16 protein-coding genes are annotated in these 22439 nt (G+C 67.1%); 3 read left to right on the top strand and 13 right to left on the bottom strand.

Annotated features, from left to right (window positions below; all coding sequences use genetic code 11):
* Window positions 1-3 precede the first annotated feature (3 nt).
* From tssK to tssC, 12 genes are all read right to left on the bottom strand, one after another.
* The gene (gene tssK, locus N8I74_RS09650) at window positions 4-1434 is read right to left on the bottom strand and encodes a type VI secretion system baseplate subunit TssK (protein WP_263126681.1); all 1431 of its coding nucleotides are present in this window, start codon (window positions 1432-1434) and stop codon (window positions 4-6) included.
* A 10-nt stretch (window positions 1435-1444) separates the two neighbouring features.
* A complete protein-coding gene (locus N8I74_RS09645; RefSeq protein ID WP_263126680.1) occupies window positions 1445-1951 on the bottom strand; it encodes a hypothetical protein in 507 nt (168 codons plus the stop codon).
* Between the two features lie 11 nt (window positions 1952-1962).
* Window positions 1963-2361 (bottom strand): DUF4150 domain-containing protein, encoded by a 399-nt coding sequence (locus N8I74_RS09640; protein ID WP_263126679.1) that lies wholly within the window; start codon window positions 2359-2361, stop codon window positions 1963-1965.
* A gap of 81 nt (window positions 2362-2442) precedes the next feature.
* Window positions 2443-2994: a DUF3540 domain-containing protein gene (locus N8I74_RS09635; RefSeq protein ID WP_263126678.1), complete on the bottom strand. Its 552-nt coding sequence runs from the start codon at window positions 2992-2994 to the stop codon at window positions 2443-2445.
* Between the two features lie 35 nt (window positions 2995-3029).
* Window positions 3030-4103 carry a pentapeptide repeat-containing protein gene (locus tag N8I74_RS09630; protein WP_263126677.1) on the bottom strand — a complete coding sequence of 358 codons (1074 nt, stop codon included), beginning with the start codon at window positions 4101-4103 and terminating at the stop codon, window positions 3030-3032.
* Window positions 4104-4316: 213 nt separating this feature from the next.
* The gene (locus N8I74_RS09625; RefSeq protein WP_263126676.1) at window positions 4317-6962 is read right to left on the bottom strand and encodes a DUF2169 family type VI secretion system accessory protein; all 2646 of its coding nucleotides are present in this window, start codon (window positions 6960-6962) and stop codon (window positions 4317-4319) included.
* Window positions 6963-7103: 141 nt separating this feature from the next.
* Window positions 7104-9863 (bottom strand): contractile injection system protein, VgrG/Pvc8 family, encoded by a 2760-nt coding sequence (locus N8I74_RS09620; protein WP_263126675.1) that lies wholly within the window; start codon window positions 9861-9863, stop codon window positions 7104-7106.
* Entirely contained in the window at window positions 9860-11014 is a 1155-nt protein-coding gene (gene tssG / locus N8I74_RS09615) for a type VI secretion system baseplate subunit TssG (RefSeq protein WP_263126674.1), read from the bottom strand. Before tssG ends, N8I74_RS09620 begins: the two co-directional genes overlap by 4 nt.
* Window positions 10978-12810, bottom strand: coding sequence for a type VI secretion system baseplate subunit TssF (gene tssF / locus N8I74_RS09610; RefSeq protein ID WP_263126673.1), 1833 nt, complete (start codon window positions 12808-12810; stop codon window positions 10978-10980). Before tssF ends, tssG begins: the two co-directional genes overlap by 37 nt.
* 2 nt (window positions 12811-12812) lie before the next feature.
* Window positions 12813-13199 (bottom strand): GPW/gp25 family protein, encoded by a 387-nt coding sequence (locus tag N8I74_RS09605; RefSeq protein WP_263126672.1) that lies wholly within the window; start codon window positions 13197-13199, stop codon window positions 12813-12815.
* Between the two features lie 93 nt (window positions 13200-13292).
* Entirely contained in the window at window positions 13293-13877 is a 585-nt protein-coding gene (locus N8I74_RS09600; protein ID WP_263126671.1) for an Hcp family type VI secretion system effector, read from the bottom strand.
* A gap of 18 nt (window positions 13878-13895) precedes the next feature.
* Window positions 13896-15977 carry a type VI secretion system contractile sheath large subunit gene (gene tssC / locus N8I74_RS09595; protein WP_263126670.1) on the bottom strand — a complete coding sequence of 694 codons (2082 nt, stop codon included), beginning with the start codon at window positions 15975-15977 and terminating at the stop codon, window positions 13896-13898.
* A 538-nt stretch (window positions 15978-16515) separates the two neighbouring features.
* Between tssC and N8I74_RS09590 the strand changes: the two genes are divergently transcribed.
* The 3 genes from N8I74_RS09590 to N8I74_RS09580 are packed head-to-tail and all read left to right on the top strand — an operon-like array spanning window position 16516 to window position 22016.
* On the top strand, window positions 16516-19566 hold the full coding sequence (locus N8I74_RS09590) for a type VI secretion system Vgr family protein (protein WP_308445884.1): 3051 nt from the start codon (window positions 16516-16518) through the stop codon (window positions 19564-19566).
* Window positions 19563-21011, top strand: a complete 1449-nt coding sequence (locus N8I74_RS09585; protein WP_263126669.1) for a hypothetical protein — start codon at window positions 19563-19565, stop codon at window positions 21009-21011. The genes N8I74_RS09590 and N8I74_RS09585 overlap by 4 nt, the downstream gene beginning before the upstream one ends.
* 51 nt (window positions 21012-21062) lie before the next feature.
* A complete protein-coding gene (locus N8I74_RS09580) occupies window positions 21063-22016 on the top strand; it encodes a PoNi-like cognate immunity protein (RefSeq protein WP_263126668.1) in 954 nt (317 codons plus the stop codon).
* Window positions 22017-22109: 93 nt separating this feature from the next.
* Here the strand turns inward: N8I74_RS09580 and N8I74_RS09575 are convergent, their stop codons facing one another.
* Entirely contained in the window at window positions 22110-22340 is a 231-nt protein-coding gene (locus N8I74_RS09575; protein WP_263126667.1) for a hypothetical protein, read from the bottom strand.
* Between the last annotated feature and the right edge of the window lie 99 nt (window positions 22341-22439).

Here is a 22439-nt window from a genome sequence, read left to right as displayed (position 1 = left end):
CACTCAGCCATGGTGCGGCTCCAGCACGTCGATCACCGTCGGGATGGCCTGCGCCTCATCCCCGCCCTCGTGCTTGTTGCGATACAGCAGGATGGCCGCCGGCGCATCGCCACTGCGCAGCCCGGCGATCTTCAGCCGGCGTCCGGGCAGGTAGGCCTGCACCAGCTTGTCATTCACCTCCAGTTCCTGGTTCTGCACCACGAAGAACGCACCGCCGGGACGCAGCTTGCGCATCACGATCTCGGAGCGCGACAGCGCGCGCACCGCGGCACCAGGCAGCCGGCGTGCATACAGCAGCGGCATCAGTTCCTCGCTGCCGATGCGGCACTCGGTGAGCCAGTGCGCCAGCCCCGTCAACGTCTGCCCGGCGCGCGGCTTCAGTTCGATCAGCACTTCGCCGCCGCGCTCGGGCAGCGTCTTGACGAACTCGGCCTCGCCCACCTGCTCGAAGGCGTCGCTGTCGTACTGGGTGTCGATCAGCGCGAGCTTGGCTTCGATGAAGGCGATCGCCTGCTCGAACTGCGCCACGCAATCGAGGTGCTGATAGGGTTCGGGCACCGGCGGCACCGGGTTGTTGCCGATGCCCGCCGCCGCACCCAGGAGCGGCATCAGCGCACCGTACAACGCGTGCGGATGGGTATCGCCGCCGGCCACCGCCACCTCCAGCGCCGGCAGCGGCTGCGCCAGCTGGCGCGCGACGACGAGGCAGCGCCGCTCCTCGTCCGACAGCGCCTCTTCCTGCGCCGCATCGCTGCGCCCGCCGGCGAGCAGACGCACTTTGCTCCATACCTGCAGTGTCAGAAGCCGCAGCCGGGCATCGAGCCCCAGCTCGTTCAGAAAGCCGCTCGCGCCCATGCGCAGCAGCGGCGGATGGTAGCGGGTGAGGCGGATCAGCCCGCGCTCGCTGCACAGTTCCGCCACCGGGCAGCCCACGTAGCTGGGCGGCAGGCTCTTGTCGGCGATCAGCCGCAGGCGCGGACGCAACCGGTGGACTTCGATCTCGCCCTCGCCGGTGTTCTCGTCGGCCATCAGCTCGCCCGGCACCGCGTCGAAACGCTGCACGGCGCTGCCCTGTGCGGCGGCGGTGGCGCCGCGTACCGGCACCGCCAGCCATACCCGCACCGGTTCACCGCGCTGCTCCAGCTGCGCCTTCAGGTCGATCTCCAGCCGGCCCTGGCCGTAGCCCGCGGCATAGCGCACCGCCAGCCCGTCCGGCAGCAGGCAGTCGAGGTATTCGACCGCGAGCACGCCGGCACCGATGCGCGCCTGGTCCAGCCGCAGCTCGCGGATGCCCCAGAAGTGCCGGTTCTGGCACAACAGCCGGTGAGTGAGCTGCTGATGCAGGTAGATATCGTGCTGCTGCAGATGCTGCGGCGAGAGCAGCAGGCCCTCAGACCATTGCAGCGCGTCGGGCAGGGGGGCGGGGATGTCCATGCGTGTTTCCTCAGGAGGCGTCATCGCTGGCTGCGATGTCGTTCGCGCGCAGCCGCAGGGTGGGACGGCGGTAGGCGGTCAGGTTGATCGCCGCCTGCCCGGCCGGGGCAAGGTAGTTGGGAAAGGCGTAGACGCCGACGGCGCGCCGGTAGCGTCCCGGCAGCGGCACCGGGTCGACGACCAGGGCGGGTGGCAGCTGCAGCGGCACCACGTCGATGTCCGGGCCGAGCGCGGCCAGCAGCGCACCTTTTTGCGCAAACCAGTCCGGCCCGGTCCTGGGCAGCATGGCGAGCGCGTTGGCGCTGTAGACCAGCACCACGTCAAGCGCGGTGGCGCTGTTGCCGTTGGCGTCCACCTCCGCCAGCACCCGCAGCGCCCGCACCTCGGTGCGCGGCGGATCGCCGTAGACCCATTTCTTGACCGTGGCGACGGTGCCGCAGCTGGCGAGCAGCACGGTGATAGATACCAGCGCCGCAAGGCGCGAGGCGCTGGACGCGCTGACGGATGCCATGCTCATCATGCCCTCCCTCACCCGAGCAGGATCACGCGGAACTGCGCCGGCGTGATCGACATACCCGCCGTGTTCGGCAGCATGCCGTTCTGCAGCGAAAGCGAAGTCAGGCGATTGGCGAATACGCCGCCGACCAGCATTTTGAAACTGCCGAGCACTTGCCGATCCGGGCCGACCACGACGTTGGAAATCAAGCCGGTCGCCACGCCCGGCTCGTCGCCGTTGCTCACCGTGCCCTGGGTGAGCAGGTTTTCCGCCAGCCCGCAGCCGAACAGCACGTTGAACACCGACGGCACGTGCATGGTGGACAAGGCGATGTTGGGAAACGGCAGTGGAATCGGTCCCACCGGCGTGGGTACCTTGCACACGTCGGGAAAGGCGAAATTCATGACACCGAGGCTGTTATTGGCAAACATGGTCTGGTCCTGTGCTGCGTTGGCACGCTTGCGTTACAGAAAAAAGAGAGGCTGGCCGCCTGCCATTGCGTGGGCTGTCGCTCATCCGACGCTGATCCGGTCTGCATCCACCTTCACATCCTTTTCCGCCGTCAGCAGCGTCTGTTTGCCATGCAGGCGCAGCAGGTCGCGCACAGTCAGCAGGTAGTGCTCGGCGCGGGCGATGCGGTGGCGGGTCTGCTCGATCAGCGTCTCGGTCACGCCGATGAACAGGTTGCGGCTGTTCAGATGCATGCCGCCGGTGGCGGCATTCAGATGCAGCTCGCCCAGCGCGCGCACCTTGACGCTATCGCTGGCGTTGAGCGCGATCCGCGCCTGGCTGAGCGACAGCGCACTGGCGCCATGCACGCTGAGCACGGCTTCGTCATGGGTACGCGCCAGCAGATGCACGATGAAGCTGTCGCCATCGGCGCAGCCGACCACCAGCGCCCGGTCGCCCGCCTGCGGTTGCACCAGGCACGATGGCGCCTGCTGGGCGATGCGGCCGTCATGCAGCAGGAAGCGGCCATCGTCGAGCGCGACCGCAATGCGTGCGTCGCTCCACTGTGGAGTGGCGACGGTCTGGGCCGCCGGGGTGTCTTCGAGTCGCATCATGGTCTCTCCTGCGTGTCTCATCTTGGTCATCACCTTCAACTCGCGGCGGCACGCGGCACGGCCAGCAGACCGGCCTCGGCGGCGAGCAGGAATTCGTCGGTACCGCGCAGGCCAGCACGCCGCGCGCCCTGCCAAGCCACCCGGACAAAAGCGGCGTTGTGCAGGCTGGCGTGATCCAACCGCGCCCGGCTGAAATCCAGCGTGTCGCCCTGGGCATGGTCGAAGCCGGCAAAGGTCAGATCGCAGCCGGTAAACGACACCCGCGCCAACCGCGCCTGACGCCAGGCCGTCTTCGGCAGGAGAGCGTCGTCCAGCAGGCAGTCGGCCAGCGCGGCCTCCTGGAACACCGCGCCGGAGAAGTCGGCGCCACGCGCATCCACCCCCTGCCACTGGGCCGCCAGCATCAGCGCCCCTGCCCCCGCCAACCGCGGCAGCCGGGTACCGACAAAGCGCGCGCGATGACAGTTGGCACCGGCCAATACCGCACCGGAAAGATCAGCCTCCGTGAAATCGGCCTCTTGCAAGGTGCAGCGCGCCAAGCGGATGCCGGCCAGTGCTTTGCCGGCCAGGTTGGCTCCGATCAGGACCGAAGCATCGGCATCCAGCCCGGACAGATCGACCGGCGCGAGGTCCAGATCCTGGAGCGCCACCTGATCCAGGCGCGCGTCGTTCAGGCGCAGACCATCGGACCGCCCGCCCAGCAGTACACAGCGATTCAGCCGCGCACCGCCGAAATCGGCGCCGCTCAGATCGCACTGCATCCACACGCTGGTGGTCAGGGCTGCGGCGCGCCATTGGCTGTAGGGCGCGGCACACTGCATCCACGACACCAGCTCGCCACCGGCCCAGCGGGTATGCGGCAGCCGGCATTGCAGAAACTGGGTGGCGTGCAGCGTGGCCTGGGCAAAATCGACCCCGGAAAGGTCGCAGTCGATGAACTGCGTCTGCGACAGATCGGCCCCGGCCAGATTGGCTCCGGCCAGGCTTACGCGGTGGAAAGTCAGCTGCGCCAGCGAGCGGCCGCGCGCATCCAGCCCGGTCAGGTCGGCTTCAGCGATGGCGCGGCTCAGGCGCCGCGCCTTGTCAAAGGTGGCCCAGAGGTCAGTCATGGCAGGGCTCCTGGGCGGGGCGACAGGCATGTGCCTGGGGCACGAGGTGCGGGGTCGCCAGGCCGGTTGCGCCCACGGCGAAAACGCCGTGCGCAGAAGAAACAAACCCGCCCGCACAGCGGCTGAGGCCATCCAACGCTGCGCCGCAGACGCCAACCGGGCTCAACGCAGTTGCAGCACCCACCGTGGCACCCGCCACAAAAATCCCCTCTCTCATGCCACCCTCCTATTCGCTTCCAGGCGCACGCCGTCGAACCGGGCTCCTTCCACCAATGCCCCGGAGCAATCGGCCTGCACCAGGTTGGCCCCGCGCAGATCGGCGCCACGCAGGTCGGCGCCACGCAACAGCGCCTGGAAGAAATCGGCGCGCAGTGCGTTGGCGCGGGCCAGCCGCGCCCGCATCAGCAACGAGCGCGCGAATACTGCATCGGCCAGTGTGGCATCGGCCAGATCGCACTCGCCCAGCTCGCAGCCGATCACGCGAGCGCCGGTGAAGTCGGCACCCGCCAGATTGGCGCCGTGCCAACCGCATCTGGCGGCGTTGATCCCGCCTAGCCGTGCACCTTGCCAGTCGGCCTTGCCACCCAGCGCGCAACCGTCGAGTGTGGCGCCCTGCCATGCGCTGCCTGCCAACACCGCATCCAGCAGCACCACTTTCACCAGCGAGGCTCCGGCGAAGTCGGCGCCAGCCAACTGCGCTTGCAGCAACACTGCCTTGTTCAGCTGCGCACCGCGCCAGCGGCTGCCTTCGGCCTTGGCCTGGGTCAGCAGCGCATCGGCCACCACGGCCCCATCGAGCCGCGCGCCGGAAAGGTCGATGCCGGCAGCGATGCAGCCTTGCAACGTGGCGCCGGTCAGATCGGCGCCGTGCCACACGGCCTGCAGCGCAGTCACTTGCCGTAGCGAGGCCTGGCGGAACACCGCACCGCCACGGCTGGCGCTGAAATTGGCCCCGTCCAGCCTGGCCCCGCTGAAATCCGCGCCCTCCAGCGTGGCAGCGGTAAATACCGCGCCGCGCAGATCCGCACCTCTGAAATCGGTACCGCTCAGGTGGGCGTGTTCGAACAGCACCTCACGCAGGTCGGCCCCCGACAGGTCGGCCCCCGACAGGTCGATGCCGGCCAGGTCGCGCCCCGCCAACACCGCGCCGCCACGCAGCCACTCACGCACCAGGCCACCAAGCCAAGCCGATGACTCGGGGGGCAACGGCGCCACCGTGGGTTGCGGCGCCGCGCGGCGGGCGGCGCGGCGTTGTGCGGCGACGCCGGCTTGGGCGGCCCGGGCCTGCGCCACCTGCTCGGGCGAGAGCGGCGCACCCGCCGCGATGGCGGCCTCCAGGGCCCCGGCCAAGGCCGCGCTGTCGGCATCCACTGGTGGCTCACGGTCGCGCACCAGGTCGGCCGCGGGCATGCTGGCGCGGGCATACACCGCTTCGCGCTCGGCCAGCGGATCGGGTGCGGGTGCTGGCGGCAGTTCGGTCTGGGCGGCAGCCAACTCGGCGTGCATCGCCTCGGCCTGGGCCGCCAGCGATCGGGCGGCCCGCTCCAGCGCCACCAGGTCGAAGTCGCTGTCAGCCAGCTGGCGCTTGCTGGGGCTGGGCAATACCGGCTCCGGCGCTCGCGGCGGCTGATGGTCGGCCGGGCGCGGCAGACCGGATTCCGCCCAGAATTCAGCGTCCATCTCATCGAGCACGGCCTGACGGCGCGCCTGGTCGGCGGCGCGCTCGGCGGCATCCTGCACCGCGTGCTGCGCAGCCACCGTCGGCGTGTAGGAAGCGGCAAGCTGCGATTCGTCCAGCGCGTGCAGCGCCGCAGTGGCCAGGTCGGTCCGCAGCGCCAGCACCTGGCGGTAGTGCTCCAACGCGCGCCGGTCGTGCGCGGCCTCGTAGCCCACCATGACGGCAGCGATGTCCAGGCCGTCGGCATCGGCATTGGCCACGTCACCGTGCCATACCATCAACCCCAGCAGATGCTCCGGGAAGAACCAGACCGTATCGCACGCCAACGGCACTTCCTCGGCCTGCCCGGGTTCCTGCCCCACCCGCTGCACGAAGGCGCGCACGGTCAGCGACGGCAAGCCGCCTTCGATCACGGCCTGTCCGGGATGCAGCCCTTCCAGCCGATACGCCTCGCCGCCTTGCAGATAGGCCGGCAAGCGCTGGTCCAGCGGTGCACGCATAAAGAATTCAGGATCAATATCACTGGCCAGCCCAGGCGCTTCCCGCTCCAGCCAGCGGGCTTTGTAGGTGCCGGTTTGCTTGCTGCGCGGCGCCCAGCGCACGTCCAGCGGGCCGAAGCCGGCAGGTTCCAACCGGCGCCCATGCCCACGCACCGGCTGTCCAGGGTATTCCAGGTTGGGCATGGCACCCCGGTTCTGCCCGATGAAGCCGGCCACCGGGTTGGGCCGATAACCCCGGCCCAGCGGATTGCCCGGGTGGTCCGGGCCGCCAAAGGCGCGCTCCCAGCCCAGTGGCATGCGCGCGAATGGCGCAGGCTCGCCGATGTTGAACCAAGGCACGAGGCCGTAATACCAGTCGCGCTCGCCCAGAACCGCCAGGGTTTTGTCCACACCGGCGCAGGCCAGGCGCACTGCCATGCGCGCCACCGGAATACCCGCGGGAGCAAAGGCCGCGCCCCCCAGCAGCACTTCCGCCCGCGGCTTGGGCCACGCTTCGTCCAGCGGCTGCAGCGGTGGCAACGCCGGCAATGCCAGCGGCCATTGCAGGTTCTCCGGCAGAAAGCGCGGGTTGTCGGCCCCCAGACGGAAAAAGCCCAGCGCCGTCACGGCAAAGCGCTGGCGTGCGCCGATGGCATAGGGGCGATGCAGGACGCCGAGGGTGAGCGGTTTGACGATTTTCATGGGGTGAACCCCGGAACCACGGTGCAGTTGGCCGTGGCAGCGATACCCGCGACGGCCCAGGCGCTTGACTCGCCCCCTCCCGCCGTCAAGGCGGAGGGCCGGGGGTATCGATGGTGAGCGACATTCATCATCCTCTTCCCCTCACATGATCAACCGGACGCTGGACATGACTTCGACGATGATTTGTTCCAGCGTGCACTTGGCGCGCTGGTCCACGCCGCCCACCGCACCGGCGAGAAAGCAGTCGGCGCTGATTTGGTTGTTGACGATGTTCGCCGAGACGCTGTTGCCGGCCAGACTGACCGAAGAGCTGTCGGCAACCATGCTCATCGAAGTGCTCATGCCCACCATGCTCACGCTGGTGGTACTGCCCACCATGCTGGTGCTGGTCGTCACCCCGGTCATGCTGGTGTCGTTGACCATGCCGGTCATGCTGGTGCCGGTGCGCATCCCGGTCATGCTCATGCTGGTGACCATGCCGGTGGCTTCCATGCTGGTGACGCTGCCGTTGGCCGATATGCTCTGCTGCGAGCCGGTCATCGACATGCTCTGGTTGCTGCCGGTGATGTTGATGCTTTCGGCCATGCCGGTGAGGCTGGTGTTCCGGGTCATCCCCACCATGCCGGCACTGATGGATACGCCTACCGCGCTGAGGCTGTCGGTCATGGCGGTGACCGAGGCATTGCGATCGATGTTATGCAAGCTGGTGTTGCTGGCGATGCCCGTCATGATGTGCGCGTTGACGGTATTGCCTACCTGCACGGCCGCCGACAGCGAATCGCCGATGGTGATCGACGTGGCATCGCTGTTGCCGATCATGGTGTTGTTGGCGGTGCTGTTGCCGATCTGGGTGCTCTTGACCCAGGTGTTGCCAAAGGTTTCGACCACATTGGCGTCCACGGCCCCCGCCGCGTCGGGGTAGCTGGCCTCGTCCAGCTGCAGGCCGGTATCGTATTTGCCGCGCACCGTGTGGTTGAAACTGCGGCCAGTGGCGGAGAAATTCTTGCTTTCCTTGGCCCAGCTGTTGCCATAGCCGCAACCGAACGACCACGATTCGCTGAGCATGCCGTCGGCGGCTTGTTCGGACGTGCTGTAGCCGTAGCTGCCGCCCTGCGCGTAGTTCGCGTCGCGGAACACGCCGCGTGCATAGGCGGCAGTGACGAGGTTGACTGCATTGCCCAGGTCGTAACGCGAGCTGGCGCCGAAGGTGATGCGCTTGCCGTCGCCGTAGCTCGTGCCGTAGCTGTTGCCCACGTGGCTGCTCGCGGTCCAGCCCGAGGGCATGATCACCTGCGTGCCGTTGCTCTGCACGATGCTCTGCACTTCGGGCAGCTCGGATTCGTCCTGCGCGCGCGCCACGGTCACGGTCACGCCGTATTCGGGCACGGTCTGCATATGCGGGGCGAGCTTGACCCAGACCCGTGCCGCTGTGTCGTCCGCCTCGTCGGTGGTGAAGCGCACGTATACCCCGATCGCCTTCAGCTGGCGCTGGTCGCCCTCGTGATCAAGCATGGTGGCGGTGTCGGGGGTGTAGACGTGCTTGTCGTAGTAGCGCCAGTCCGGCGGCGGTGGCGGTGGCACCACCACGGCCAGCACCGCGCCCTGCTGGGTGTCGGCGATCGAGAACGGCGCGAGCAGCCCGGCCGCGTCGATGGCCTGGAACTGGTTCTGGTAACCGCCATCCAGGCTGGCCTCGTGCTTGACCATGGTGAGCACGAAGGGCTGGTCGGCCAGCGTGGGACGCACCGGGTCGGGGTTGCCGTCCCACGGATCGCCGCTGACCTCGAACCGATGGCCCACGCGCAGGAACGGGCAGGTGCTGGCACCGGAGAGCTGGCTGCCCGCGCCCGAGAGCGCCAGCTGCGTGCGGCCGGCGAATTCCTGCAGCTCATCCTGGCTGCAGCCGTACTGGTAGATCTTGTACTGGCGGAACGGCAGCTCGCCCGCGTCGTCCAGCGTGCGCGCATGGTACGAGGTGGGCTCGGCCACCGCGTCGCGCTCCCAGGCCGCCTCCTGGCGGGTGGCGGTGCCGCTCACCGCGCTGGGCTGCAGCGACACCTGGTAGCTGTACTGGGTCACCAGGTCCGGCTGGTGCAGGCCCACCTCGTCGAGCAGGGTGGCGGTGTAGCGCAGCGGGCGCCCGTCCGGGCAGGCCGTCGGGTAGTCGGCGCGGTTGAGGAACACCACGGTGTGGCCGGTGGCACCATGGGCGATGTAGTAGCCGATATGCGCCTTGTTCATCAGCCGGCGCAGCAGTTCATAGTCGGTCTCGCCGGCCTGCAGCCAGTCCTGCACCCGGGCGGTGGCCAGATTGTGCTCGCCGCTGATGCCGGCGACCGAGTACGCCACGCGGTGGCGCTTCATCAGCGCCTCGATCACGCCGCAGATGCTCAGGTGGCTGTACACCTGGTAGCGGTTGGTCAGCGTCAGCTTGTACAGCGCCGGCCGCAGCGTGGCGCGGTAGACGCCGGGCTCCTCCATCGCGAACGTGGTGACGATGCCGTTGAACAGCGCCAACCCGTCGGTGTCGCCGTTGCCGCGCACCGCCTGTGCGAAACGCTCGGCCACCACCAGTTGGCCCTGCGGCACCGGGTAGTGCACCGCGGCGGTCGCCGGGCGGCCGATCAGCTCGGAAAAACGCAGCGGCTGCCGCACACGCTGTGGCCGCCCGGCGACGTGGTCCGAATCGGAGCCGGTGTTGGCATGCAGCGTGAGCTGGTATTCAAAGGGCTCGGAGGCGCTCTCCTGCCCGCCCAGGCTCACCAGCCGGAAGGTCTCGTCCGACAGGATGCGCGATCCGGGCAGGAAGAACGCGCAGTGCAGATACAGGGCCTGCGCGTCGGTCGGGATCACGGTACTGCGGCCGATCTCCAGGGTGCGGGCGCGGATGGGGTCGTTCATGGCGTGCTCCCGGCAAAGGCGCGGATCAGGTAGGTGACGCGGCGCGGCGGCCGGGGCGCGCCGTCGCCCAGCCGGGCGTTGCGGCCCAACCGTGCGCCGCCGTGCGCGGACAGGCCCGCCGCATGGCGCGAAGCGAGCCAGGCAGACTGCGACAGCCGCAGCGCATGGCTTTGCGCATCGTCGCGCGTCAGCAGCCGGCGCGGCGGCACGCTGGCGTCCTCGGCCTGCAGCACCACTTCCACATCGACCCGGCGGTCGACCAGGAAGGCCAGCAGCGCGGCGAACGCGGCAAAGCCCGGCCGGCCGTCGGCGGGCGGCGCATCGCGGCGCGGCAGCAGCTGCACGAAGCGCGCGTATGGCAGCGGATCGACCGTGAGGCGGATACGTGCCTGCTGGTCCCAGATCCGGCCGCCGATGAGGCAGGTCTGTCCCAGCCGGTGGCCCTGCCGGCCCAGCGCCTGCCGATCGCCCGGCTCCAGCGCGCGCCAGGCGCCCACCAGCGGGGTCAGGCGCACTGGCACGCCCAGGTAGCAGGCCAGCACATGCTCGATGCCGGCGGCACTGCGGCGGCAGTTGGCCAGCAGGCCGGCCAGCCCCAGCCAGGCACGGCGCGGCAACGGCAGCTGCGCCGCCAGGTCCGGCAGACCGATGCCCATCAGTGCCGCCAGGTAACCGGCATGGCGGGTCTCGTCCGGATGCAGGTAGTTCAATCCGATCTGCTGGCTGGCCTTGAGCTGATGGCGCAGCATGTTGAAGCGGTGGTTGAACAGATCGAGGAAGGCGGCGAAGGCCGGCGCACCGTCACGCGCCAGATCGCGCGCCCATTCGGTGTAGGGCTCGGGCAGCGGCCCCAGTTCGCTGGCGACGCAGTAGTTGGGGGTGAACAGCTCGACCCGCCCGGCGCCATCCGGCCGCGCCGGCGCGCGCACCGCCAGCCGGGCCACCTCGCTGCCGGGGAAGGCCGCCGACAGCTCGGCGCGAAAGCGTACCCGGGCGTCGAACGCCGGCGGCTCGCGCCGACCGGCCGCACGCGCCTGCGTGTGCGCCTCCCAGCGCAGCAGCCGTACCAGCTGGAATACGTTGAAGCGCCCGAACTCCGAGACGATGCGCTCGTTCAGAGGATGGGTTGCGCGCCGATCAGCGGTGGCCATGTCTTGAGGGTTCCTTTGACGTCATGGGTATGCAGCGACAACTCGACCAGCGTGTTGACCGCGGCGTACAACGCGAAGAAGCGGCGCAGCACCTCGGCGAACAGCACGGCGCTGCCCTCCTCGAAATGGCTGCGGTCCAGATCCACATCCAGATGCAGCCCCTGCGCGAAGCCGCGCCAGCCATCGCGACCGACATGCCGCACCATGGGCCGGCAGGTGATCTGCCGGATGCCGTCGATCTGCTTGAGCCCCTGCACGCTCATCGGCCCCACATGCAGGCTGAGCATGTCCTTGAGCGCCGACAGCGCCAGCGGCCCGTCCGCCAGCGACAGGTGGTTGAGCGCCAGCTGCGAGGCCAGCGCCCAGGGGCGGTTGCCGATCAGCTGCGGCGTCTGGTGCGCGGTCGGCTTGCTTGCCACGTGGATCGCCTGCACCGGCCCCGCGCCTTCCAGCAGCAGCACATCGCCGATCCGCAGCTGCTCGGGCAGGCGCCGGTTGGTGCACAACGCCCGCCCACCGATCACCTCGTCGGCCGGCAGGCCGGGGTCGAAGCGGGTGTCGAGCAGCGAGACGAAGGTTTCGGTGCCCGGGACCTGCGCGAACTGGCTCACTTCGCGCCGGGTGACGAAGAAATAGTCCTGCTGTTCGAGCTTGTGCGCCTCGTCCATCGCGAAATACGGTGCGATCGGGCGCGGACTGGCGTTGGGCCGGATCGAGACCAGCTCGTCGATGGCGTAGATCTCGGTATGGCGGTGGTGCTGGATGTCGCCGCGCAGCCGGTATTCGAACTGGGTATGGTCCAGCGCCACCGGCTCGATGCGCTGCATGAAGAGGTTGACCAGCGGCACGCAGTTGAGCTTGAGCACGCTGGGCGCGAAGCCGAGCGCCTTGTCGGGCGGCGTGTTGAACAGGAACAGCAGCTCGCACGACGCGTCCGCCCCGGCAAAATCCAGCCCCGGCACCTCGAAGAACAGGAATTTCTCGGGGAAGGCGAAGTATTCCTGCAGCAGCCGGTAGCCCGGATGGGTATGCGGACTGGCGGCCAGCATGGCCTCGTCGGTCGCGAAACCGCACCAGCTGAGCGCCGTGGCCGGCAGGCGCTGTACGCGCTCGCCCGCCTCGCTGCGCACCCGGAGCGCGATGCCGGCCAGGTTCACCGCCAGCATGTCGTACAGATGCCAGGCATGCCGCTCCTCGCTGCTGATGTAAAAGCGCAGCGGCGAGGGGTTGATGTCCTGCAGCCGCTCGGCGCCCTCGCGCACCAGCCGGACCCGCAGCACCGAACGCACATCACCGCCCTGCGCCAGAAAACCGTATTCGTCGATGGGCGTGAGCCTGACCTCGTCCACCCGCAGCGGCCACAGCGGCGTATCGCAGCAGGTGCGCATCCGGCACGCCAGCTTGCGCCCTTCGTCGTTGACCGCGTTGGCGTACATCTGGCGACTGCGTGCGAGCACCATGCCCTTGGCGAAGTTGGCGCCATCGGGCTTGACCGTGATGTGTGCCACCATCATCGAGGGCACCGGCGCCTCCAGGTGCGGGTACAGGAAGTGCAGCAGCGTGTTGGGCAACGTGGCCTGCTCGACCTCCATCTGATAGCGCAGCCGGCCGGTCAGGAAGGCGAACGACTGGATCAGCAGCTCGACGTGCGGGTCCTGGCTGCTGCCGCGTCCCGGCGCCAGCCCGTGCGCCACCTGCGGGTAGCCCTTGGCGAATTCGCTCGCGTCCTCGCGCAGCGCAAACAGCTCGCGCGCGAAGTAGTCCTTGAGCCGGGTACCGACGGTGTGGTTGTTCATGATCAGTGCTGCGGCAACTGGAAGTGGAAGCGATGCGCCTGGCCGCTGTCCGCCAGCGTGCCGCTCACCACCAGCCGCCACGGGTTCCAGGCATCGTTGTCGGTGGGCTCGACGCTGACGAGCGCGTCGATCAGCCGGGGCTCGTACTCGCGGATCAGCGTGGTGAGCCGCGCGGCATAGCACTCCATCTGGGTGCGGCTGTGCATCGCCAGATCGGTCACCTGCGGCATGCCGAACGCCAGCAGGCCCGCGCGCTCGCCGGCCACCCAGGCGCGGGTGGCCACCAGGCGCTGGATCTGCGCGCCCACCGCCGCTGCCGCGTCGAACGGCTCATGGCCCCCGCCGGGCAGTGGCGGCTCGCCGGCCAGACGCTCGAACAGGAATCGCATCGCTGTGCTCCTTCAAATCGGAAAAGACGGGGTGGGAGGCGGGCAGCGCCCCGGAAACAACCGCCCCGGGCGCTGCCCGCTTCCGCGGGCGCCTTAATCGGTGAACTGCCCGATGGGCCGGTTGCGTGCAATGCTCCAGCCGGCCGAGACATTGCCCGCGCTGGTGGTGTCGGCCTTCTGCACCGTGTAGGTCCACAGGATTTCGGTGAACGAGAGCTTGAACTGCTCGGTGGGCATATCGTCCGGATGCGACTGGAACTGGATTTCGCTGATCAGCGCGTTGCGCAGCGACATGGTCAGGATGTTGGCCGTCTTGTCGCCCGAGTTGCGCGCGATATACAGCATCGTCGGCTTGGACGGATCGTTGTCCAGCGGCATCGCCCGCAGGCAATACTCGAAGAACTTCACCGAGGTCTTGTCCACATACTTGACGCAGGTGAACTCGGTGATCACCGGCCGGCCGGACGTGCGCGCCGAGTTGCTGACGTCGGTGGTGATCTGCTGCTTCATGCCCTGGTGCACCGACACCAGCTCCAGGCACTGGCCCAGCGTCTTGGACGGCGGCTTGAAGTCCTTCCACACATCCTCGAAGTTGTCGATCAGGCTGCCGCCGTTGTCCCAGCTGTTGGGGCCGCCGAAGATGTCGGCATTGCCCGGTTGCAAAAGAATGAGATCCATGATGGGTTCCTCTAGGGATTACTTGGGCAGCTTGGCGACAAGCCGGATGGAGGTGGTCAGCTCTTCGAGCTGGAAATGCGGCTTGAGGAACACGGTGGCCTTGTACACCCCCGGCTCGCCCGCCACATCGGTGACGACCACGCTCGCCTCGCGCAGCGGGTAGGTGGCCTTCACATCCTGCGTGGCGTTGTCGTCCAGCAGCACGTACTGGGCGATCCAGGTGTTGAGGTAGGCCTCGACGTTGCCGCGGGTGAGGAAGGTGCCGATCTTGTCGCGCATGATCACCTTGATGTAATGCGCGAAGCGGCTGGCGGCGAGGATGTACGGCAGCATCGCCGAGATGCGCGAGTTGGCATTGGCGTCATCCAGCACGTACTTCTTGGGCAGGTTGGTGGTCTGCCCGCCGAAGAAGGCCGCCTTGCCCGAACCCTTGCAGTGGCACAGCGCGATGAAGCCCAGGTCGTTCAGCTCCTTCTCGCGCCGGTCGGTGATCGCCACCTCGGTCGGGCAGAACAGCTCGCGGGTGCCGGCGTCGGTGTCGTACACATACTGCGGCAGCCCGGTGACTAGCCCGCCGCCTTCCACGCCGCGGATGGCCGCGGTCCAGTTGTAGACGGCAAAGGCGTTGGTGATGCGTTCGGCGAGCGCGTAGGCGGCATTGCCCCACAGGAACTTCCGGTTGTCCTGCTGCGACGTGCCTGCCTCGCCACTGCCGGACACGAACACGTCCTCGCGGAAATCGATGCCGTCGGCCGGCTGCGAATCGGGGCCGTAGGGCAGCCGCAGCAACACGTGCGGCAGTACCAGCGCCACGTAGCGCGAGTCCTCCAGCTGCCGGAAGTCGCGCCAGTTGCCCAGGTCCGCGCCTTCGAAGATCTTCGCCAGATCGCGCGGCTTGGCCAGCATGTCGTAGCTGGGCAGCCCGAAGAGCTTGGCATCGGCGGCGGCGAGGAACGGTGCGTGCGCTGCCGCGGCCACTTCGGAGATCCGGGTCAGGAAGCGGATGTCCTCGGCGCTGCCGCCGAACTCGTAGCCCCCCACCAGCAGGCTGTACGGCACGCCGCCGAAGGTGCCGTACTCGGCCTCGTAGATCAGCTTGAAGATGGTGCTCTGGTCGAACTCGACCGCCTTGTCCATATCCTGCAGCAGCTCGCCACGGGTGGCGTTGAACACACGCAGCTTGAGCATGGGGCCGGTCTCGGCGCGCGACACCAGATAGAAGATGCCACGCCAGGTGGCTTCCAGCGCACGGAACGACGGGCTGTGCATGATGTTGGAGAGCTGCGCCGAGAGCGCCTGGTCGATCTGGCACACCCGCGCATCGATCTGCGCGGTGGCGCCGCGGGTCAGGTCGAGGTCCTTGCTTTTGGCGGGATCCTGCAGTGTCTCGTCCAGCGGTTTGATCACCTCGGCGACGAAATGGCCGATCAGCACGTTGGCTGCGGCCTTGTCGCCGTCGCCCGCCCCCGCTTTGACCCAACGGCCCAGGAGGCGCGCATCGATCTCGGCGGTCTTGTCGGCCGACGGGGTCACCGCCGCCGTCCGCCAGCCCTCCGGACCCGCATCAGGCGGATAGCTCGCGATCAGCTTGGCGCGCAGCGCCTGCCCGTCCGCACCCTTGTCCACCAGCGAATCGAGCAGCCCGGCGAGCTTGTCGTCGGTCTCGGAGCGGGCCTGCACGGTACGGATGGCGGTGCGCGCCTCGTAGCGCTGCGCCAGAGCCGGCACGCGCTTCACCAGCCGCAACGGCTCGAAGTCGTCCAGCGACTCGAACACGATGGCAAGGTTGGAATTGGCCAGCGTGGGGTCGTTGCCGGGGTCGTCGTCGGCCACCCCCTCGAACTTGGGGAGCGTGACGCGCGGCAGCGACGATTTGAGCACGTCGTTGAAATTGTCGCGGTCGATCTCGACCATGACCCGCTCCTTCATGCCCGGCAGCGGTGCCTGGTCGTTCCGGTCCCCCGAGAGGTCGGCAAAGATGCCCACGATGAAGGGCAGCTCGCGCTTTTCCTGGGAGCCCAATGTTTCCACGTCATAGGTGATGCGCACACGCGGCGGTCTGACCCGCAGCAGGCGCTTCTGGATGCTTTCGGTCGTCATCTGGAACCTCGCTGTATCAGCTGGAGAAAGTGACTGGGTACGACGATCTGGGCGGAGCGCACCACGCCCGGTCGGGCCTTGCCCGGCCGTGCCCGCGTGCTCAGCGCCGGCGACGACACAGGCGGGATCGGGCCCGCCCACCTCGTTCATCCCCGGCCCTCGTGCGCCACGCGCCAGTGAAGCGCCGGGATCGTTCGCAGCACTTCGGTTAACAAGAGGCGTGCCAGCCCACGCTCAACACTCAAGCGGCTGATAAAAAAGGAATTTTTTTGTAGCGATGCAAGCAGCGGGGTGTTTTCCACCCGCCCGCTCCCACCCCGCGCCTCGGCCCGGCGCCAGGATTGGCGCGGGCTGCAGCACCGGTTCAGCAACCAGGTGGTTTCGTACCGGGGTGGGATGAAAAGCACCCGCGGCCATACCATCTGCACTCGCTTCTGCGGCGTCTGTCCGGGTTTATGCCAATTTCCCGTTATGCCCTTTGAGTAAAAGATTAGCCAACGCTACCATTGCGCCTTTCTGACGCCATCGCTCAACTTCCATGGACCTCGCCACCCTGCTGTCCTCGTTCGCCAGCGCCTTCACGCAGGACCAGCGCCTGGTCACGCTGCAGCTGGGCGACGGGGCGCACTGGGGCGGGACGCTGCTGCCGCACAGCGCCACGGGCAGCGAGGCGCTGTCCCAGCCTTACCGCTACCGCGTTGAATGCCTGTCGCCGTCGGTGGACCTGGAACTGAAGGCGCTGCTCGGCCTGCCGGCACAGCTGGGCCTGGCGACCGCCGACGGCGGTGAGCTGGTGCGCGGTGGCCTCGTCACCCGCGCCGAGGCGCTGCCGGCCGACGGCGGCTTCGCCCGCTATGCGCTGACCATCGAACCCCCGCTCGCGCTGCTGGCCCACCGCCGCACCAGCCGCGTGTTCCAGGACCGCACCGTCCCCGACCTCGTCCGCGCCGTGCTCGATGAACACCTGGCCGGCAACCCGGTGTTCGCCGCCGGCTTTGCCGTGCGCTTCGAACTGCGCGAGACCTACCCGCTGCGTTCCTATTGCCTGCAGTACCGCGAGACCGATCTCGCCTTCGTCAGCCGGCTGCTGGCCGAGGAAGGGCTGGCCTATCGCTTCGAGCACGCCGCCGGTGACCCGCCCAAGGTGACGCTGGTGGTGTTCGACGACCCCTATGCGCTGCCGCAGGCTCAGCAGGGCAGCGTGCGCTTCCATCGCGCCGATGCCACCGAGACCGAGGACAGCCTCACCGGCTGGACCAGCGCTCGCCAGCTGGGCACCGCCCAGGTGGCGCTGGCCAGCTTTGACTACCGGCCGGTGGCGACGCTGCAGGCCCAGGACGACACGGTGATCGACCAGGGCGACGGCGGCGCGCAGGCCGAGCGCACCTTGGCGGACTACGACGCGCAGACGCTGTACTACGCCAGCGACGACGACGCGCTGGCCCGCTATGCCCGGCTGCGCCAGCAGGCGCTGGATGCGCACAAGAAGGGCTTTGCCGGCAGCGGCACGCTGCGCAGCCTGCGGGTGGGCGAATGGTTCCAGCTGCGCGACCACCCGCACCACGACGCCGACGCGCCCGAGCAGCGCGAGTTCGTCGCCACCCGGCTCACCTTCCGTGCCCGCAACAACCTGCCGGGGGAGCTCGCCGCCCAGTTGGGCGAATCCGTCTCGGACGCCACCCCATTCCAGGTCGACTTCGACGCCCAGCGCCGCGGCATCCCGCTGCCGCCTTTATACAGCCACACCGAGCATGCCAGGCCCACCGCCCCCGGGGTGCAGACCGCCACCGTGGTCGGCCCGGCCGGCCAGGAAGTGCATACCGATCCCTACGGCCGGATCAAGGTGCAGCTGCACTGGCAGCGCCGCCAGGAACACCCGGACTTCGGCGCCAACCAGGACGAGCGTTCCTCGTGCTGGCTCCGCGTCGCCTACCCCAGCGCCGGGGCGCAGTGGGGCCACCAGTTCATCCCGCGCATCGGCCAGGAAGTGCTGGTGGACTTCGTGGAGGGCGACATCGACCGGCCGCTGGTGGTCGGCACCCTCTACAACGGCAGCCACCTGCCGCCCACCTTCTCCGGCGCCGGCAGCCTGCCGGCCAACCACACCCTGTCCGGCATCAAGAGCCAGGAGTTCGGCACCACCCGCTACAACGAGTTGCTGTTCGACGACACCCAGGGCGAGCTGCGCACCAAGCTCTCGTCCGAACACGGCAAGACCCAGCTCAACCAAGGCTACCTCGCCCACCCACGCAGTGATGGCAAGGCCGAACCCCGGGGCGACGGCTTCGAACTGCGCACCGACCACGCCGGCGCCCTGCGCGCCGCGCACGGGCTGCTGCTCAGCACCGAAGCCCAACCCGGCGCCGCCGGCCGGCAGTTGGACCGCGAACAAGCACAAAGCCAGCTCGAAGCCGCCCAGCAACTCGCGCAGACGCTGTCGGACACCGCACAACACCAACTGGCCGACCCGGCTGAGATCGGCCCGGACACGCTGGATGTTGAAGGCGAAAAGCAAGCCAAGACCCAGCACGGCCACCTCGATCATCTGAACGAAGCGCTCAAGGCCTGGGAAGCCGGTTCCAACACCGACGAACAAGGCAAGACCGCGAAGGAGCAGCCCGGCCAGCAACCCATCCTGCTTGCCAGCGCCCCGGCCGGCATCGCGCTGACCACCGCCCACGCGCTGGTGCTGAACAGCGGGCAGAACCTCGATACCGTCAGCCAGCGCGACACCCAGCAGAGCACCGCCCGCCGTTGGATTCACAACGTGGGCAGCAGGATCAGCCTGTTCGTGCAGGGGGTGGTGGACAAGGTGAATCTCAAATTGATCACCGCGAGGGGCCATGCGCAGCTGCAAGCGCAGAGTGGCGATGTGGAGATCGTCGGTGACCAGAATGTGCGGCTGCACGCCAACAAACAGACCTTCACCCTCGCAGCCGGGCAGGAACTACTGCTCACCTGCGGCGGGGCGTATATCCGGCTCAAGGGCGGCAACATCGAGATCCACGCCCCGGGCAAGGTGAGCTTCAAGGGCAGCGGGTTCGATTGGAGCGGGCCGGCGAGCCTGGATGTTGCCAAACTCTTCATGCCTAAGCCCGAAGACCGGCAGAACTGGCTGGAACTCAACTACCGCTACCACAACATGCAGCCGGTGGCGGGCGCGCCTTATCTGGTCCGCTTTGCCGATGGCTCCCAGCTATCCGGAAAGCTGGACAACCAAGGCCACGCCAAGCTCGAAGGCATTCCTCAGGACGGCGCGACCGAAATTACCTATGGCTGGGATACGCGAGATGCCGAACCTTGGCTACCCCAGCAGGCCAACCCCATTGCCGGTGCCAAACCGGCCTCCATCGAGGAAGCAGCCCAACTGCTGGCGCAATACCTGCAGGCCGAAGCAGACTACCTGGAAGATAACTACTTCCCCGACGAGATCGACACCATCCTGCAGGAAAAATACGGCGCCGAGCCCCGCTATCAGCAGCACTACGACGACTACGTGGTAGCGGGCGAACGAGAACCGCAGCACGCCTACAAGAAAGCGCACCCCAAAGACCCGCCGGTCGGCAACAAGCAGGATGGACCAGCATGAGCGCCACCACAGTCGCCGCCAAGACGGCACTCAAACAAGCCGATGACGGCATCAACGGCTGGCTGCACGGGCTGATCACCGGCAAGGGGGATAGCCCTTCGCAAATCATCGTCACCGCGGTGCTCGGCGTGGTGCCCGGCGTCGGGCAGGTCATGGACGCGCGGGACATTATCCTTTCCATGCTTGCGCTGACCGCCCACCCAGCCAATCCCGCAGCATGGCTCGATCTGGTCATCAACGCGCTCGGCTGCATTCCCGGTGTGGGCGATGCGTTCAAGGCGGTATTCAAGCTGGCAAAAGTCGGCACACCGTTTGCCCGTATCCTCGACGTGCTGCCGGCCAGGATGAAAGGCAATGCCTACCGATGGGTGAAGGAGATGGACTTCGGCCCCCTGGGCGGGCAGTTGAACGGAATCGTCGACAACATTCTCTCGGGCATCGTCCATGCGCTGGACACCTGGGCGACCAAGGCGCTGATGGGACGCGGCGAAATCGATCGCTACGTGCAGCAACTGCTGGACCTGAGGAAAATGGCCGCCGGCAGGATCGACGCCGCGGTCAACGAACTGAAGAAAATGCACGGCAAGCTGATTGGACAGGAGCTGCCGAAAAGCACCGCCAGGACCACCCCACCCCGCGCCGCGCCAGCCACCGGAACGCCCAGAACCCAAACCACCGTGGAGAAAGACCGCAGCACGCAGAAACCCGCCCAGCCCGGGCAGGCCAGGACCGACGAAAAACGCCAGGCCAGGAAGAAAGACGCCTGGTACAGCGGCGTGCTGCCCGAGCACTTGGCCGATTACCATATCCCCACCGCCAAGGCCGGCTTCAGGAAGATCAACGACCATGGCCGCAAGCGCGAGGAACACGATGGCCCCAAAGGCCAGGGGATCGACCACATCTGGTACAGCCCGCTGCGCCCGCCGACCCAGCCCTACGTGATCGCCGAAACCAAAGGCAGCCTGCTGGACAGCTTTGCGCTGCTGCAGGCGCTACCCGCCGCCCAGCGGGCGCAGCTGGAAAGCATGAAAAGCGAAGACCCGTTCGACCCGGCACCGCAACCCGCCAAAACCCCGGGCAAAGTCAGCGTACCGGAAACGGCGAATGACGATGATTTGAAGGCGAAACGCCAGGGTAGGAAGGTGGAGCAGGGATTGTCGAGCACCAAGACAAAGGGGGTGCAGATGAGTCATAAGTGGATTATTGATACGATTCTTGGAACAGAAAACAAAGGCATATTAAGCACCCATCAAGCCGATATGCGATTAAAGATTGAAAAATTTCGTAGACAAAGGTTCTCCAACCCAAATGCCCCAGCGCCGTATGATCGTTGGATTATCATGGTGACTGGCAAGCAAAAGGTGCGGCATGAACCCAAGCACGGCCACCATCACGAGATAAAGCGGCCATTAATTGAATTGCCCAACAACATCCTGCCCAAATAGAAAATGAGACAATTAAATTCAAATGATCTGCCGTCTCTTAAAAGAGAGCCGTTGCTTGATTTTGAAAATCACTACCAATTTATTTTACAAGGCGCCCTTGAGTCCTATGAGGTGGTAGCAGAGGGCATTGCGCTAAACGGGCATAAACCTGACTTTCCTAAAGACGCTGCTATGGAGGCAACGTGCCAGCGGGCTTGGGACGCGCTCAATCATTTGCTTGTGAGCTATTCCGCTGGCAATTCCATTATGGAGCTGCAAGATTTTTACCCGACGCTGCTCGACTACTGGGAAGTCTATGCCAAATACGACCGCACTTTTGACGACAGTCCAGAGGCAGGTGGTCGCCGCGTTCCCCATCTGGACTTATACGATTTTGATTATTCAAGGGCTAATCAGCTCGTATGCATGGGCCTGCTACTCGGCCATAGCGACCTGATGCCCCGCCTCGCCGCCATCCTCGATTACGAAAACGACGATCCCGATATCCTGATCGAAATCCTGCTGGCGCCATTCGTACCCGGCCGGCCCGCCGGCGTCACCTATACCCGCACCCTGCCGTATAAGAAACTGCAAAAGGTGTTCGACGCAACGCCAGAAAAGCGCCCGGCCTTGATGGCAAAGTATCTGGACGAGTGGTACACCGCCAGTCGCAGAGAGCCTTATCACGGGCAACATGAGGCTCCTGGATTTACCGGCTACTGGAGCTGGGAAGCCGCCGCGGTCACGTGGCTGTTCGACATCGACGACAGCAGCTACCGCGACAAATCGTTCTACCCCGCCGAGCTCGTGGACTACGCCCGCCAGCACTACTCCCGCGCAGAAGCGGTGGCGCGTATCCACCCGAACCGCTGCGAAGCCAACCAGCCTTGCCCGCGGGCCGGCTTCTGGTGGACCCCTGCCCGGTTCGGCTCGCGCCGGCCATTCGCGGCGGGGGACATCATGCCGGCCTTCCCGGAATCCAGATACGGCGCGACGATCTGGTATTGGGATCAGCATCAGGATTGATCCAGCCAATCCACTGCAATGACGCCACAAATATGATGTGAGTGCTGAAACGCATTTGGCGGGCGCCGTATGCAAGGGGGCAACGCCCAGGCTTCACTCGCGCCGGGCACGCCATAGCTCGCGGCGGCCCACGTGGCGTCGCTCCAGCACCCCTTCGGCCTCCAGCCGCTCCAGCGCCAGCCGGGTGACCGACAGCGGCTCGGGCTGGTCCGGCCAGGGCACCCACCAGGCATGGATGCCTTCGATGGTGTCGGCGCAGTCAGGCCGGGCGCGCACGTAGGCGCGGATCGCCTGCATCACTGTGTCGACAAGCTGTTCATCCATGCGCTGCAATCTCGTTCGGGTCCGAAGGCGACGGCGTCATGCCCAAATATGGCGCACACCTGTCAGCCATGCCAATGCCATCGTGCAGACTGTGCGCCA

The sequence above is a fragment of the Chitiniphilus purpureus genome, assembly GCF_025642115.1.
Lineage (GTDB): Bacteria > Pseudomonadota > Gammaproteobacteria > Burkholderiales > Chitinibacteraceae > Chitiniphilus > Chitiniphilus purpureus.
The sequence above is the reverse complement of the archived record's forward strand: the minus strand, read 5'-3'. Positions and strand labels throughout refer to the sequence as shown.

Bases quoted from the DNA above. Each gene is read 5' to 3' on its own strand.
- tssC (WP_263126670.1), bottom strand. From the start codon at position 15,977: ATGACGACCGAAAGCATCCAGAAGCGCCTGCTGCGGGTCAGACCGCCG.
- N8I74_RS09585 (WP_263126669.1), top strand. From the start codon at position 19,563: ATGAGCGCCACCACAGTCGCCGCCAAGACGGCACTCAAACAAGCCGAT.
- N8I74_RS09635 (WP_263126678.1), bottom strand. From the start codon at position 2,994: ATGATGCGACTCGAAGACACCCCGGCGGCCCAGACCGTCGCCACTCCA.
- N8I74_RS09620 (WP_263126675.1), bottom strand. From the start codon at position 9,863: ATGAACGACCCCATCCGCGCCCGCACCCTGGAGATCGGCCGCAGTACC.
- N8I74_RS09645 (WP_263126680.1), bottom strand. From the start codon at position 1,951: ATGAGCATGGCATCCGTCAGCGCGTCCAGCGCCTCGCGCCTTGCGGCG.
- N8I74_RS09575 (WP_263126667.1), bottom strand. From the start codon at position 22,340: ATGGATGAACAGCTTGTCGACACAGTGATGCAGGCGATCCGCGCCTAC.
- N8I74_RS09640 (WP_263126679.1), bottom strand. From the start codon at position 2,361: ATGTTTGCCAATAACAGCCTCGGTGTCATGAATTTCGCCTTTCCCGAC.
- N8I74_RS09625 (WP_263126676.1), bottom strand. From the start codon at position 6,962: ATGAAAATCGTCAAACCGCTCACCCTCGGCGTCCTGCATCGCCCCTAT.
- N8I74_RS09590 (WP_308445884.1), top strand. From the start codon at position 16,516: ATGGACCTCGCCACCCTGCTGTCCTCGTTCGCCAGCGCCTTCACGCAG.
- N8I74_RS09630 (WP_263126677.1), bottom strand. From the start codon at position 4,103: ATGACTGACCTCTGGGCCACCTTTGACAAGGCGCGGCGCCTGAGCCGC.
- tssK (WP_263126681.1), bottom strand. From the start codon at position 1,434: ATGGACATCCCCGCCCCCCTGCCCGACGCGCTGCAATGGTCTGAGGGC.
- tssG (WP_263126674.1), bottom strand. From the start codon at position 11,014: ATGGCCACCGCTGATCGGCGCGCAACCCATCCTCTGAACGAGCGCATC.
- N8I74_RS09605 (WP_263126672.1), bottom strand. From the start codon at position 13,199: ATGCGATTCCTGTTCGAGCGTCTGGCCGGCGAGCCGCCACTGCCCGGC.
- tssF (WP_263126673.1), bottom strand. From the start codon at position 12,810: ATGAACAACCACACCGTCGGTACCCGGCTCAAGGACTACTTCGCGCGC.
- N8I74_RS09600 (WP_263126671.1), bottom strand. From the start codon at position 13,877: ATGGATCTCATTCTTTTGCAACCGGGCAATGCCGACATCTTCGGCGGC.